Here is a 12,826-nt window from a genome sequence, read left to right on the forward strand (position 1 = left end):
CATGGCAGCAACCGAACAGCAACATGATCAGGCACTGAAGAAGTTTCTCGACGAGCGCCCTGAACTGCGCGTCGAACTCGACACCCTCAACCCTCTGCTGGCCCAGGCCAAGGGCGAGACCGCCGCGCAGTACCGCGAAGAGCGGCTGCACGAAGCCTTCGAAGCCGAGGCCGAGCACCTGGGTTTGTTTGCCTGGGAGTTGACGCTGCAATTGACCGCAGCGACTGAAGCTGACTATCAGGCGCAGCGCCTGGAAGTTCACCGCGAAGTGGCCGAGATGGCGGGCATGGACTGGTTGGAGTATTGCGAGTTATATGGGTTGGCCCACTAACCCATCACACAAGGATGCCCGCACCGATGTTGCCATCGTCCTCCAGTAACCGAGCCAGCGACGGCCATCTGCACGCTCGCAAATGGCGTGGTCGCATCGGCCTGTCGCTGGTCGCCAGCCTCTCGGTGCTCGCCGGCATGACCGATGCCATTGGCTTCATGGCCAGTGGCGATTTCGTCTCGTTCATGAGCGGCAACACCACCCGCCTCGCCGTGGCCATCAGTGACGGCGATGTGGGCCTGACCTTGCGCCTGGTGATCCTGGTGGCCACCTTCGTCGTCGGCAATGCCCTGGGAATTGTTGTCAGTCGCCTCGGCGGCCGCCGGGCGCTGCCGTTGTTGCTGTGCATCGCCATGCTGCTGTGCGGCGCGGCGGCCTGGCCTTATGCAGATCAGCTGCCCGCCCTGCTGGCGGCGATCATCGCCATGGGCATGCTCAATGCAGCCGTGGAAGAGGTCAATGGCCTGCCGGTCGGGCTCACCTACGTGACTGGCGCCCTCTCGCGGTTTGGTCGTGGATTGGGCCGATGGATGCTGGGCGAACGGCGCAACGGCTGGCGGGTGCAGTTGATCCCGTGGACCGGGATGTTCGCCGGTGCGGTGCTGGGGGCGCTGCTGGAGCATCATCTGGGGCTCAAGGCGCTGTTTGTCAGCGGGCTGCTGGCGGGGGTGATCGGGGTGCTGTCGCTGAGGATTCCACGGCGTTGGCAATTGGGGTATATGCCGCGGTAGATCCAAATGTCGTTGTTGAGGCGCCGGCCGCTTTCGCGGTGCAAGTAGAATCGTCGCACCGCCGCTCCCACAGGGTATTGGTGGTGTGCGCAGTATTTGTGGATGGCCGACACCTCTGTGGGAGCAAGGCTTGCCCGCGATGGCGTCTGCACAGCGCCTCGGCCTCTGCAGAAACCTACTTCGCCGCACAGCCGATAAAGCTTTATCATGCTCGCAGTTCCGCTGATCGAGTCCGTCATGAAGTTCGCCATCGCGCTGTTTTCCGCCGCCCATGCGCCCTCCTCGCGCCGCGCCCTGTTGTTCGCCCAGGCCGCGCTGGCCGGGGGGCATGAGATTGTCCGGCTGTTTTTCTACCAGGACGGCGTCTATAACGCATCGACCAGTGTAGTGACTGCCCAGGATGAGCTGGACCTGCCCCGGCAATGGCGCGAATTCGTCGCCGACCATCAACTCGACGGCGTGGTGTGCATCGCCGCCGCCCTGCGCCGCGGTGTGTTGAATGAGGAAGAAGCCAGTCGTTACCAGCGTTCGGTCGCGGTCGGTGCGCCGTGGGAGCTGTCCGGCCTTGGCCAGCTGCACGACGCGGTCCAGAACGCCGACCGCCTGATCTGTTTCGGGGGCGCGTAAAATGGCCAAATCCTTGTTGATCATCAGCCGCCAGTCGCCCTGGTCCGGGCCGAGCGCACGGGAGGCGCTGGACATCGTGCTCGCCGGTGGCGCCTTCGACCTGCCCATCGGCCTGCTGTTTCTCGATGACGGAGTGTTCCAGCTCGCCACCGGACAGGACGCCAGGGCCCTGCAGCAGAAAGACCTCAGTGCCAATCTGCAAGCGCTGGCGATGTTCGGTGTCGAAGAGTTGTTCGTCTGTGCCGACAGTGCCTGCGCCCGGGGCCTGAGCAATTTTGCGCTGGAAGAGGCCCAGGGGCTGGCCGCCCACGAAGTCACTGCACTTATTGACCGTTACGATCAGGTGATTACCCTCTGATGTCGACCTTGCACGTATTGTCTCATTCCCCCTTCGGCGATGACCGCCTGACCAGTTGCCTGCGCATCATCGGTACTGACGATGGGCTACTGCTCTGTGGCGATGCGGTCCATGCCTTGCAACCGGGCACTGCCCCCTTCAACGCACTAAGCACTCGCGCCCTGAAACTGTTCGTGCTGGCCGAAGACGCCCAGGCCCGGGCGGTGAACGTTCCGGACTGCGCCGCCAGCATCGACTACCCGGCCTTCGTTGAACTGTCTGTCCATTACGACAAGGTCAACAGCTGGTTATGAATGCGCTGACAGTCGGCGCCCGCGCCATCGAACTGGACAAGGACGGTTTCCTGGTTGAACTCAGCGACTGGTCCGCCGAAGTGGCCAGCGCCCTGGCCGCCGCCGAAGACATCGAGCTGGGCCCCGAACATTGGGAGATCCTCGAACTGTTGCGCAGCTTCTATGCCGAGTTCCAGTTGTCACCGGCTACGCGACCGCTGATCAAGTACACCGCATTGAAGCTCGGCCCGGAAAAAGGCAACAGCCTGCACCTCAACCGACTGTTCAAAGGCACCCCTGCCAAACTCGCCGCAAAACTGGCGGGCCTGCCCAAACCGACGAATTGCTTATGACCGACTACCCAGCGCTGACCCTCGAAACGCCCGCCGAACACCCGTTCGCCCAGTTCGTGCGAATTCTCGGCAAGGGCAAGCGTGGTGCCCGCGACCTGACCCGGGTCGAAGCACGGGTCGCCATGGGCATGGTGCTCGACGATCAGGTCGAGGACACCCAGCTGGGCGCATTTCTGATGCTGTTGCGCCACAAGGAAGAAAGCGCCGAGGAAATGGCCGGCTTTACCGAAGCCTTGCGTGAGCGTTTGCAGGCGCCAGCGTTGAATGTTGACCTGGACTGGCCGACCTACGCCGGCAAAAAGCGCCACCTGCCGTGGTACCTGCTGGCGGCCAAGTGCCTGGCGCAGAACGGCGTGCGAATTTTCATGCATGGTGGCGGCGCGCACACGGCCGGCCGGCTGTACAGCGAGCAGTTGCTGCAACACTTGCAGATCCCGCTGTGCCGCACTTGGCAGCAGGTCGGTGCCGCGCTGGAGGATGGCGGCCTGGCGTTCATGCCGCTGGTGGACTGGGCGCCGCAACTTCAGCGCATGATCGACTTGCGCAACACACTGGGCCTGCGTTCGCCGATCCATTCCCTGACCCGCATTCTCAACCCGCTGGGCGCGCGCTGCGGCCTGCAAAGCATCTTCCATCCCGGTTACCAGGCGGTGCACCGCGATGCCAGCGGCCTGCTCGGCGACACCGCGATCGTGGTCAAGGGCGATGGTGGCGAAATCGAGATCAACCCGGACGCCGACAGCCACCTCTATGGCACTACCGGCGGTGTCAGCTGGGATGAGGAATGGCCACAGATGTCCAGCCAGCGGCACGTCAAACCGTCTGCACTGGACCCTGAACACTTGAAGGCGGTGTGGCGCGGCGACGTGGTCGACAGCTACCCGCAAATGGCCCTGATCTCGACCATGGCCTTGGCCTTGCGCGGCCTCGGCCAACCCCGGGAGCAGGCGTTCGAAACGGCCCGGCAGTACTGGGAAGCCCGGGACAGATCGATTTAACCGATCATAACCGCCCAACCTTTGCGCTTTTTGTTCGAACCTATCGGAATAGACTCCTCTCCAATGCTTATTGGTTGAGGAGTCTTGAACATGGGTTTGTTAGTTGAAGGTCGCTGGCAAGACCAGTGGTACGAAAGCAGCAAAGACGGCGCATTCCAGCGCGAGCAGGCCCAGCGCCGCAACTGGGTGACCGCCGACGGCCAACCCGGCCCCAGCGGTGTCGGTGGCTTTGCCGCCGAGGCCGGGCGCTATCATCTGTACGTTTCCCTTGCCTGTCCCTGGGCCCATCGCACATTGATCCTGCGCAAACTCAAAGGCCTCGAAGGGCTCATCGACGTGTCGGTGGTCAGTTGGCTGATGTTGGAAAACGGCTGGACCTTCGACGAGAATCTCGGCTCCACCGGTGACAAGCTCGATCACTTTGATTTCATGCACCAGCGTTACACCGCCGATACCGCCAACTACACCGGTCGCGTCACGGTGCCGGTCCTCTGGGACAAGCAGCAGCAACGGATCGTCAGCAACGAATCGGCGGAAATTATTCGCATGTTCAACAGTGCGTTCGATGACCTGACCGGCAACGACCTGGACTTCTACCCAGCGGCGCTGCGCAGTGAGATCGATGGGCTGAACGAGCGAATTTATCCGGCAGTGAACAATGGGGTGTATCGCGCGGGCTTTGCCACGTCGCAGCAGGCCTACGAACAGGCATTCGACGAAGTGTTTGCGGAGCTGGACCGGCTGGAAGCGCTATTGGGCGCCAATCGCTACCTGGTGGGTGAGTACCTGACCGAGGCTGATGTTCGGCTGTTTACTACGTTGATTCGGTTCGATGCGGTGTACCACGGGCATTTCAAGTGCAACCTGCGACGGATCGCCGATTACCCGAACCTGTCGAACTGGTTGCGGGAGATGTATCAGTGGCCGGGGATTGCCGAGACGGTGGATTTCACCCACATCAAGCATCACTACTACGGCAGTCACAAGACCATCAACCCGACTGGGGTTGTGCCCAAGGGGCCGCAGCAGGATTTTACTGGCGGGCATGATCGGGCGCGGTTGAGTGGGAAAGGGGTTTGGCAGCAGCATTAAGATCAAAAGATCGCAGCCTTCGGCAGCTCCTACAGGGGATCGGATAATCCTGTAGGAGCTGCCGAAGGCTGCGATCTTTTTCCCCCAGACTCCGCAATTGCAGATTCAGACCTGCGCCTGAGCCCCTTCAAACCACGCCAGTTTCTCGCGCAGTTGCACCACTTCCCCAACAATCACCAGGGTCGGGGCATGCACTTCATGCTCCGCCACCAGCCGTGGAAGATCGGCCAGGGTCCCGGTGAACACCCGTTGATTGACCGTGGTGCCCTGCTGGATCAACGCCGCCGGGGTATCTGACGCGCGGCCATGCCTGATCAGTTCTTCGCAGATGATCGGCAAGCCCACCAGCCCCATATAAAACACCAGCGTCTGCGCCGGCGCGACGAGGTCGGCCCACGGCAGGTCGGTGGAGCCATCCTTGAGGTGACCGGTGACAAAGCGTACGGACTGCGCGTAATCGCGGTGCGTCAGCGGGATGCCCGCATAAGCGGCGCAGCCACTGGCGGCAGTGATGCCGGGCACCACCTGGAACGGGATGCCATGGGCTGCCAGTTCCTCGATCTCTTCACCGCCACGGCCGAAGATGAACGGATCACCGCCCTTCAACCGCACCACGCGCTTGCCCTGTTTGGCCAGATCCACCAACTGCTGGTTGATCTGATCCTGGGGCACCGCATGATCGGCCCGACGCTTGCCAACATAGATCCGCTCGGCATCGCGACGGCACAAGTCGAGAATCGCCGGCGCCACCAGGCGGTCATACAGCACCACGTCGGCTTGCTGCATCAGGCGCAGTGCACGAAACGTCAGCAGGTCCGGATCACCCGGGCCTGCGCCCACCAGATACACCTCGCCGGTCGCCACCGTGGCTTCACCGTCGATTTTCGCCTGCAGCAGGCGCTCGGCCTCGCTGCCCTGCCCGGCCAGTTGCCGATCGGCGATGGGGCCCTGGAACACGTCTTCCCAGAACGCCCGGCGCTGCTGCACGTCCGGGAACAGCCCTTTGACCTGGCTGCGAAAACGCGCCGCCAGACCGGCCAACTGACCGTAAGTGGAGGGAATCCAGGTTTCCAGTTTGGCGCGGATCAAGCGCGCCAGCACCGGTGCATCACCGCCGCTGGAGACCGCGATGATCAACGGCGAACGGTCGACGATCGCCGGGAAGATCACGCTGCACAGCGCCGGTGCATCCACCACGTTGACCGGCACACAGCGCCGATGGGCATCGGCGGAGACTTGTGCGTTCAACGGTTCGTCGTCGGTGGCGGCAATGATCAGCCCGCAACCGTGCAAATCCGACTCGACGTAACCGCGCAGCACGCACTCGCCACCGCTGCCAGCCACGAGCTCACGCAATTGCGATTCGATTTCAGGTGCAACCACTCGCAGCAGGGCACCGGCTTCGGCCAGCAGGCGGGATTTGCGCAAGGCAATCTCCCCCCCACCGACGACCAACACACGACTGCCGCGAAGGTTGTGAAACAGCGGCAGATAGTCCATTTAGCCGATGACCTCGAGGCCACCCATGTACGGCTTCAGCACCTGCGGCACGCGGATCGAACCGTCGGCCTGCTGGTAGTTTTCGAGCACGGCAACCAGGGTACGACCGACCGCCAGGCCAGAACCGTTGAGGGTGTGAACCAGCTCAGGCTTGCCGGTTTCCGGGTTGCGGAAACGCGCCTGCATGCGTCGGGCCTGGAAATCGCCACAGTTGGAGCACGACGAAATCTCGCGGTACTTGTCCTGGCTCGGAATCCACACTTCCAGGTCGTAGGTCTTGACCGCGCTGAAACCCATGTCGCCCGTGCACAGCGCCAGGGTGCGGTAAGGCAGCTCCAGCAGTTGCAGGACTTTCTCGGCGTTGGCGGTCAGGCCTTCCAGGGCTTGCATGGAAGTCGATGGCTCGACGATCTGGACCATCTCGACCTTGTCGAACTGGTGCTGGCGGATCATGCCACGGGTGTCACGACCCGACGCGCCAGCTTCACTGCGGAAGCATGGCGTGTGGGCGACGAACTTGATGGGCAGCAGTTTCGAGTCGACGATTTCGCCGGCTACGATGTTGGTCAGCGACACTTCGGCCGTCGGGATCAGGTACAGATCGGCTTCGCCTTCGCGAGCGATCTTGAACAGGTCTTCCTCGAACTTCGGCAACTGGCCGGTGCCTTGCAGCGCAGGCGCCTGGACCAGGTAAGGCGTGTACGCCTCTTCATAGCCATGCTCGCTGGTGTGCAGGTTGATCATGAATTGCGCCAGGGCTCGGTGCAGACGAGCGATCGGCCCGCGCAACAGGGCAAAGCGTGCACCGGACAGCTTGGCGGCGGTTTCGAAATCCAGCCAGCCGAATTTTTCGCCCAGGGCCACGTGATCCTGAACCGGGAAATCGAAAGCGGTCGGCGTACCCCAGCGGCGCACTTCGACGTTGTCGTCTTCATCCTTGCCGACCGGCACGGACTCGTGCGGCAGGTTCGGAATACCAAGCAGGATCGAGTCCAGCTCGGTCTGAATGGCGTCCAGCTCGACTTTGCCGGCGCCCAGTTCGTTGCCCATGCGCTCGACGTCCGCCATCAGCGGCGCGATGTCTTCGCCGCGCTGCTTGGCCTGACCGATGGACTTGGAACGCGCATTACGTTCAGCCTGCAGTGCTTCGGTGCGGGTCTGGACGGTCTTGCGCTGTTCTTCCAGCGCTTCGATGCGCGCAACATCCAGGGTGTAGCCACGGGATGCCAGGCGGTCCGCTACGTCCTGAAGGTTGCTACGTAACAGTTTGGAATCGAGCATGTCGGTCTCTCGTTATCAAAGTTTGGTCAGGGACAGGCCGGCCCAGGTGGCGAGCAGCCCGCCGAATACGCTGATGGCTGCATAGCCCAAGGCTAGCAGGACTTGCCCGCTTTCCAGCAGGCGCACCGTATCCAGTGAAAAAGATGAAAAAGTCGTCAGCCCCCCAAGGAAGCCAACCATCAACCCGGCGCGCACCTCTATCGGCACTTCCGGGCGTATCAGAAACAGGCCGTACAACACGCCGATCAGCAGACAGCCCACGATATTAACGGCCAGCGTAGCGGTATAGAAGTGCCGCGGCCAATTTGCGTTGACCCAATTGCCGGTGGCGAAGCGTAACAGCGTGCCGGCGACGCCGCCGATCGAAACGGCGATAACCAGTGGAATCACTATTTTCTCCGCTGCCTGGGGCTCAGACGATCAAGTTGGGCAAGGTGGTTGAGCTTCTCGCCGATCTTCAACTCCAGTCCCCGAGGCACGGGTTGATAGAACGGTTGTGGCTCGAGTTCTTCAGGAAAATAATCTTCGCCGGCCGCGTAAGCGTCCGGCTCATCGTGGGCATAACGGTACTCGTCGCCATAGCCCAGTTGTTTCATCAGCTTGGTGGGTGCGTTGCGCAAGTGCAGCGGCACTTCGAGGGAGCCATGTTCGGTAGCACTGCGCATGGCGGCCTTGAAGCCCATGTACACCGCATTGCTCTTCGGCGCGCAGGCCAGGTAGGTGATGGCCTGCGCCACGGCCAGCTCGCCTTCCGGGCTGCCCAGGCGCTCCTGCACTTCCCACGCCGCCAGGCACAGGCTCAGGGCGCGGGGGTCGGCGTTGCCAATATCTTCGCTGGCCATGCGCACCACGCGCCGGGCCAGGTAAAGGGGGTCGCAACCGCCGTCGATCATTCGCGCGAACCAGTACAGCGCACCGTCGGGATTGGAGCCGCGCACCGACTTATGCAGCGCGGAGATCTGGTCGTAAAACGCTTCGCCACCCTTGTCGAAGCGCCGACGGGTATCGCCGAGCAGGCTCTGCAGCAGGTCGACGCCAATTTCGCTGTGGTCTTCGGCGAGGTCCGAGGCGTTTTCCAGCAGATTGAGCAGGCGCCGGCCATCGCCATCGGCGGCGTTCAGCAGCATCTGGAAGCCTTCATCGCTGAGGGTCAGTTGCCGTTTGCCCAGGCCGCGCTCTTCGGTCAGGGCGCGCTGCACCAGCTTGCGCAGGGCCGCTTCGTCGAGGCTTTTGAGCACGTAGACGCGGGCACGGGAGAGCAAGGCGTTGTTGAGTTCGAACGAGGGGTTTTCGGTGGTCGCGCCGATGAAAATCAGGGTGCCGTCTTCAACGTAGGGCAGGAACGCATCCTGCTGGGACTTGTTGAAGCGGTGCACTTCATCGACGAACAAAATGGTACGTTTACCGTACTGCCCGGCCTGCTGCTTGGCGATTTCCACCGCCTGGCGGATTTCCTTCACCCCGGCCAGTACCGCCGACACCGTTTCGAAATGCGCGTCCGAGACTTCAGCCAGGAGTCGCGCCAGGGTGGTCTTGCCCACACCCGGCGGGCCCCAGAAGATCATCGAATGCAGCGCACCCTGCTCGAGGGCTTCGCGCAGGGGCTTGCCGCGAGCCAGCAGGTGTTCCTGGCCGACGTACTCATCCAGATTGGCCGCACGCAGGCGGGCGGCCAGGGGTTGAGCTATCGGGGCGCTGCTGAACAGGTCCATCACTGCTTATGAAACCTCACTGGGTCCTGATGCCGATCACTCTATTATTTGAACGCTGCGATCCCTGTGGGAGCGGGCTTGCCCGCGATGACGACATTAAATTCAAGATCATGGTTTTCTGACCCGACGCCATCGCGGGCAAGCCCGCTCCCACAGGTTCTGCGTCTTACTCTTGAATGACGTCCGCGCCCTTCGGAATGTCGAACTTGAACCTGGACGCCGGGATCGGCTCGTTGGCCTTCACCCCGGTGAACAGGATATTGGTGCGCTGGCCGACGCTGTCGATCAGTTGCATGTCATTGACCAGGCCATTGCGGAACGACAGGCGCAGGCTGTCGAACAGGGTGTCCTTGGTTTTTGGCTTCAGGGTGAAGTCGATCACACCACCGGCTTCCTTGGCGCTGATGTCGAAGCTCTGGCTGATCTTGGACACGTCACCGGACAGCAGCAGCGCCGGAGTCTGGGTCAGGCGCTGGTCGAGGTTCTTGATGGTGACCTGCTCCAGGTCCGGGTCCCACAGCGAGACCTTCTTGCCATCGGACACCATCAACTGTTCCTGCGGCGCATCCGTGTGCCAGTAGAACAAGCCCGGGCGTTGCAGCGACATCTGCCCTGCGGTTTCCTGCAATTGGGTGCCACCGCCATCCAGGGTCAGCTGGGAGAAGCGTGCGCTCAGGGTCTGGGATTTTTCCAGGAGTTGGGTCAGGCGCGCCACGTCCTTGTCATCGGCGTGGGCCGAAAGCGTGGTCAAAGCCAGTACCGGCAGCAACAGCATGCGGATAAGACGCATGGGAGTCCTCTTGATATTCGTGGGAGTGCGGGCGGAGCGCGGGGCGCCGCCCTTGCAAAATCAGATCAGTCGCGAACCGGGCCAGGTGCCAGGACTTCGCGGGAACCGTTGGTGTTCATGGACGTCACGACCCCGGCCATTTCCATGGCTTCGATCATGCGCGCGGCGCGGTTGTAGCCGATCTTCAGCTTGCGCTGGACCGCAGAAATGGACGCGCGACGGCTTTCCAGCACGAATTGCACTGCTTCGTCGTACAGCGCATCGGTTTCGGCATCGTCATCACCGCCACCACCGCCGTTTTCAAAACCGCTACCTGCCTCTTCGACACCGGCGAGGATCTCATCGTTGTATTCCGGTGCACCCCGCAGTTTCCAGGCTTCGACCACCCGGTGAACTTCGTCATCGGATACGAACGCACCGTGGACCCGGATCGGCAGGCTGGTGCCGGGCGGCATGTACAACATGTCACCGTGGCCCAGCAGTTGCTCGGCGCCACCCTGGTCGATGATGGTCCGCGAGTCGATCTTGCTCGACACCTGGAACGCCATCCGCGTCGGAATGTTGGCCTTGATCAGACCGGTGATGACATCAACCGAAGGCCGCTGGGTCGCGAGGATCAGGTGGATGCCGGCAGCACGGGCTTTCTGGGCGATACGGGCGATCAGTTCTTCAACCTTCTTGCCGACGATCATCATCATGTCGGCAAATTCGTCGACCACCACGACGATGGTCGGCAGCTTGGTCAACAGCGGCGCTTCATCGTGAATGTTTTCGCGCTTGTACAGCGGATCGGTCAACGGCTCGCCCGCGTCCTGGGCTTCCTTGACCTTGGCGTTGAAGCCCGACAGGTTACGCACGCCCATCTTCGCCATCAGCTTGTAACGACGCTCCATCTCCGCCACGCTCCAGCGCAGGGCGTTGGCGGCGTCTTTCATATCGGTCACCACCGGGCACAGCAGGTGCGGAATGCCTTCGTAGATCGACAATTCCAGCATCTTCGGGTCGATCATGATCAGCTTGGCGTCTTCCGGGCCGGACTTGAACAGGATCGACAGGATCATCGCGTTCACGCCCACGGACTTACCCGAACCGGTGGTACCGGCCACCAGCAAGTGCGGCATTTTCGCCAGGTCGGTGATGACCGGCTTGCCACCGATGTCGTGGCCCAGGGCCAGGGTCACCGGCGACTTGAAGTTGTCGTATTCCGGGGTCGAGAGCACTTCGGAGAAGCGCACGATCTGGCGGTCCTCGTTCGGAATCTCGATACCTACAGTGGTCTTGCCCGGAATCACTTCCACGACCCGGACGCTGGTGACCGCCAGGGAGCGGGCAAGGTCCTTCGCCAGGTTGGAGATGCGGCTGACCTTGACGCCGGCTGCCGGCTGGATTTCGTAGCGGGTAATGACCGGTCCCGGGTGAATGGAATCCACCGACACTTCAACGCCGAATTCCTTGAGCTTGATTTCCAGCAGGTGGCCAACCGCAGCCAGGGATTCGGGCGAGTAATTGAGCTGTTTCTTTTCCGCCGGGTCGAGGATCGAGATGGGCGGCAGGGTGCCTTCCACGGCGCTGTCGACGAACAACGGCGCCTGTTTCTCTTTTTCCACTCGCTTGCTGGGTGCAGCAGGCTTCGGTGGCGCAGGGGCGATAACCGGCGGCACCTGCTTCTCGCGGTCCGACATGTGCTTGCTCAAGGCCTGCTCGCGCTCGATCAGGCGTTCCTTGACCTTGGCCTGCTCGCGCTTGTCGGTAACGGTTGGCGCCACCACGTCGTGCACGCGGTCATCGACTTCACGCAATTGCGCGACCAGTTGCTTGCGCTCCACCCGAGCGGCCCACCAGCGATTGGCAGCGCCCTGGAACAGTTCGAACAGGTCGAGGGTAATCTTGCCGGTGACGTCCATTACCTTGAACCACGACAGGTCGGTGAACACCGTCAGGCCGAACAGGAACAAGGCAATGAACAGCAAGGTGCTGCCCTGGATATTCAGCGCGTTGCGGGCCAGGTCGCCCAGGCTCTCGCCCAGCGCGCCACCCGCGCCCGCCGGCAGACCGGTGGCCGCGTGGAAGTGGATATGGGCCAGGGCCGCACCCGACAGCACCAGGAACACCAGGCCGATCAGGCGCCAGGAGAACAGCCAGCCGCTCCATTCCCAAGGCTGGTGGCGTTGGCGGAAGATCTGGTAGGCCTTGACCGCCAGCAGCAGCGGGAAGATGTAGGCGAAGTAACCCAGCACCATGAACAGGATATCGGCGCTGTAGGAGCCGGCAGGACCGCCGAAATTCTGTACGTCGTCGATCTTGCTGTTGTGGCTCCAGCCCGGATCGTCCTTGCCATAGGTGAGCAAGGCCATCATCAGGAACAGGCACAAGGCGCCGATGGCGATCAATGCACCTTCCTTGAGTCGGTAGTGCAATTGTTGCCGCCAGAGCGGAACGACGACTGTTTTTGGTGCTGCGGTGGATTTCTTCAAAACGCTACTTTTCCTGCGCCTGTGGCGCGTCCATCTGTTGAATGACTATAAAACTGCCCAATCCGGGCAGGCAAAAAAATTGACAGGCGCAACCGGAACTACTTTTTACCACTGCATCGCGCATTTTATAAACACGGCGCAAGCTCAATAATCTGTAACAGCCCCGCATTGTACGGGTTTGTACGGCCGATGCCATGCTGGCAACTTCAGTTTCAAGCATAGCCAAGGGCGTGCGACCTGCAGTCCAATTTGAGCATGCATTGTCTTTCGTGACAAAGGGTTATGAGGGATTCATCTACGACCACAT

General features: G+C 61.8%; 14 protein-coding genes. 8 read left to right on the top strand and 6 right to left on the bottom strand.

Going from position 1 to position 12,826, the window contains the following annotated elements:
- The first annotated feature begins 1 nt into the window (after window position 1).
- The 8 genes from AAEZ09_RS13030 to AAEZ09_RS13065 all read left to right on the top strand — a co-directional run bounded on the left by AAEZ09_RS13030 (window position 2) and on the right by AAEZ09_RS13065 (window position 4,762).
- The gene (locus tag AAEZ09_RS13030) at window positions 2-331 is read left to right on the top strand and encodes a DUF6388 family protein (protein WP_350599695.1); all 330 of its coding nucleotides are present in this window, start codon (window positions 2-4) and stop codon (window positions 329-331) included.
- 26 nt (window positions 332-357) lie between these two features.
- A complete protein-coding gene (locus tag AAEZ09_RS13035; protein WP_045062252.1) occupies window positions 358-1,062 on the top strand; it encodes a YoaK family protein in 705 nt (234 codons plus the stop codon).
- A 237-nt stretch (window positions 1,063-1,299) separates the two neighbouring features.
- The gene (gene tusD, locus AAEZ09_RS13040; protein WP_045062346.1) at window positions 1,300-1,689 is read left to right on the top strand and encodes a sulfurtransferase complex subunit TusD; all 390 of its coding nucleotides are present in this window, start codon (window positions 1,300-1,302) and stop codon (window positions 1,687-1,689) included.
- A 1-nt stretch (window position 1,690) separates the two neighbouring features.
- On the top strand, window positions 1,691-2,047 hold the full coding sequence (gene tusC, locus AAEZ09_RS13045) for a sulfurtransferase complex subunit TusC (RefSeq protein ID WP_350599697.1): 357 nt from the start codon (window positions 1,691-1,693) through the stop codon (window positions 2,045-2,047).
- Window positions 2,047-2,340, top strand: coding sequence for a sulfurtransferase complex subunit TusB (tusB, locus tag AAEZ09_RS13050; RefSeq protein ID WP_045062255.1), 294 nt, complete (start codon window positions 2,047-2,049; stop codon window positions 2,338-2,340). The genes tusC and tusB overlap by 1 nt, the downstream gene beginning before the upstream one ends.
- Window positions 2,337-2,672 (top strand): TusE/DsrC/DsvC family sulfur relay protein, encoded by a 336-nt coding sequence (locus AAEZ09_RS13055; RefSeq protein ID WP_045062257.1) that lies wholly within the window; start codon window positions 2,337-2,339, stop codon window positions 2,670-2,672. Before tusB ends, AAEZ09_RS13055 begins: the two co-directional genes overlap by 4 nt.
- Window positions 2,669-3,670 (top strand): glycosyl transferase family protein, encoded by a 1,002-nt coding sequence (locus AAEZ09_RS13060; RefSeq protein ID WP_045062260.1) that lies wholly within the window; start codon window positions 2,669-2,671, stop codon window positions 3,668-3,670. The genes AAEZ09_RS13055 and AAEZ09_RS13060 overlap by 4 nt, the downstream gene beginning before the upstream one ends.
- A gap of 90 nt (window positions 3,671-3,760) precedes the next feature.
- Window positions 3,761-4,762, top strand: a complete 1,002-nt coding sequence (locus AAEZ09_RS13065; RefSeq protein ID WP_350599698.1) for a glutathione S-transferase family protein — start codon at window positions 3,761-3,763, stop codon at window positions 4,760-4,762.
- A 105-nt stretch (window positions 4,763-4,867) separates the two neighbouring features.
- Here AAEZ09_RS13065 and cysG read toward each other — a convergent pair whose 3' ends face one another.
- The 6 genes from cysG to AAEZ09_RS13095 form a co-directional block, all read right to left on the bottom strand.
- Window positions 4,868-6,262 (bottom strand): siroheme synthase CysG, encoded by a 1,395-nt coding sequence (cysG, locus tag AAEZ09_RS13070; protein WP_045062264.1) that lies wholly within the window; start codon window positions 6,260-6,262, stop codon window positions 4,868-4,870.
- Window positions 6,263-7,543, bottom strand: coding sequence for a serine--tRNA ligase (gene serS / locus AAEZ09_RS13075; protein ID WP_045062266.1), 1,281 nt, complete (start codon window positions 7,541-7,543; stop codon window positions 6,263-6,265).
- Window positions 7,544-7,558: 15 nt separating this feature from the next.
- Entirely contained in the window at window positions 7,559-7,933 is a 375-nt protein-coding gene (gene crcB / locus AAEZ09_RS13080) for a fluoride efflux transporter CrcB (protein WP_045062268.1), read from the bottom strand.
- Window positions 7,933-9,255: a replication-associated recombination protein A gene (locus AAEZ09_RS13085; RefSeq protein WP_045062270.1), complete on the bottom strand. Its 1,323-nt coding sequence runs from the start codon at window positions 9,253-9,255 to the stop codon at window positions 7,933-7,935. The genes crcB and AAEZ09_RS13085 overlap by 1 nt, the downstream gene beginning before the upstream one ends.
- 166 nt (window positions 9,256-9,421) lie before the next feature.
- Window positions 9,422-10,045: an outer membrane lipoprotein periplasmic chaperone LolA gene (lolA, locus tag AAEZ09_RS13090; RefSeq protein WP_045062272.1), complete on the bottom strand. Its 624-nt coding sequence runs from the start codon at window positions 10,043-10,045 to the stop codon at window positions 9,422-9,424.
- Between the two features lie 65 nt (window positions 10,046-10,110).
- Window positions 10,111-12,519 (bottom strand): DNA translocase FtsK, encoded by a 2,409-nt coding sequence (locus tag AAEZ09_RS13095; protein ID WP_082069251.1) that lies wholly within the window; start codon window positions 12,517-12,519, stop codon window positions 10,111-10,113.
- Window positions 12,520-12,826 lie beyond the last annotated feature (307 nt).

The sequence above is a fragment of the Pseudomonas sp. 65/3-MNA-CIBAN-0223 genome, assembly GCF_040310425.1.
Classification (GTDB): Bacteria; Pseudomonadota; Gammaproteobacteria; order Pseudomonadales; family Pseudomonadaceae; genus Aquipseudomonas; species Aquipseudomonas gregormendelii.

Coding starts and splice junctions, on each gene's coding strand:
- AAEZ09_RS13030 (WP_350599695.1), top strand. CDS start 2: ATGGCAGCAACCGAACAGCAACATGATCAGGCACTGAAGAAGTTTCTC.
- AAEZ09_RS13035 (WP_045062252.1), top strand. CDS start 358: ATGTTGCCATCGTCCTCCAGTAACCGAGCCAGCGACGGCCATCTGCAC.
- tusD (WP_045062346.1), top strand. CDS start 1,300: ATGAAGTTCGCCATCGCGCTGTTTTCCGCCGCCCATGCGCCCTCCTCG.
- tusC (WP_350599697.1), top strand. CDS start 1,691: ATGGCCAAATCCTTGTTGATCATCAGCCGCCAGTCGCCCTGGTCCGGG.
- tusB (WP_045062255.1), top strand. CDS start 2,047: ATGTCGACCTTGCACGTATTGTCTCATTCCCCCTTCGGCGATGACCGC.
- AAEZ09_RS13055 (WP_045062257.1), top strand. CDS start 2,337: ATGAATGCGCTGACAGTCGGCGCCCGCGCCATCGAACTGGACAAGGAC.
- AAEZ09_RS13060 (WP_045062260.1), top strand. CDS start 2,669: ATGACCGACTACCCAGCGCTGACCCTCGAAACGCCCGCCGAACACCCG.
- AAEZ09_RS13065 (WP_350599698.1), top strand. CDS start 3,761: ATGGGTTTGTTAGTTGAAGGTCGCTGGCAAGACCAGTGGTACGAAAGC.
- cysG (WP_045062264.1), bottom strand. CDS start 6,262: ATGGACTATCTGCCGCTGTTTCACAACCTTCGCGGCAGTCGTGTGTTG.
- serS (WP_045062266.1), bottom strand. CDS start 7,543: ATGCTCGATTCCAAACTGTTACGTAGCAACCTTCAGGACGTAGCGGAC.
- AAEZ09_RS13085 (WP_045062270.1), bottom strand. CDS start 9,255: ATGGACCTGTTCAGCAGCGCCCCGATAGCTCAACCCCTGGCCGCCCGC.
- lolA (WP_045062272.1), bottom strand. CDS start 10,045: ATGCGTCTTATCCGCATGCTGTTGCTGCCGGTACTGGCTTTGACCACG.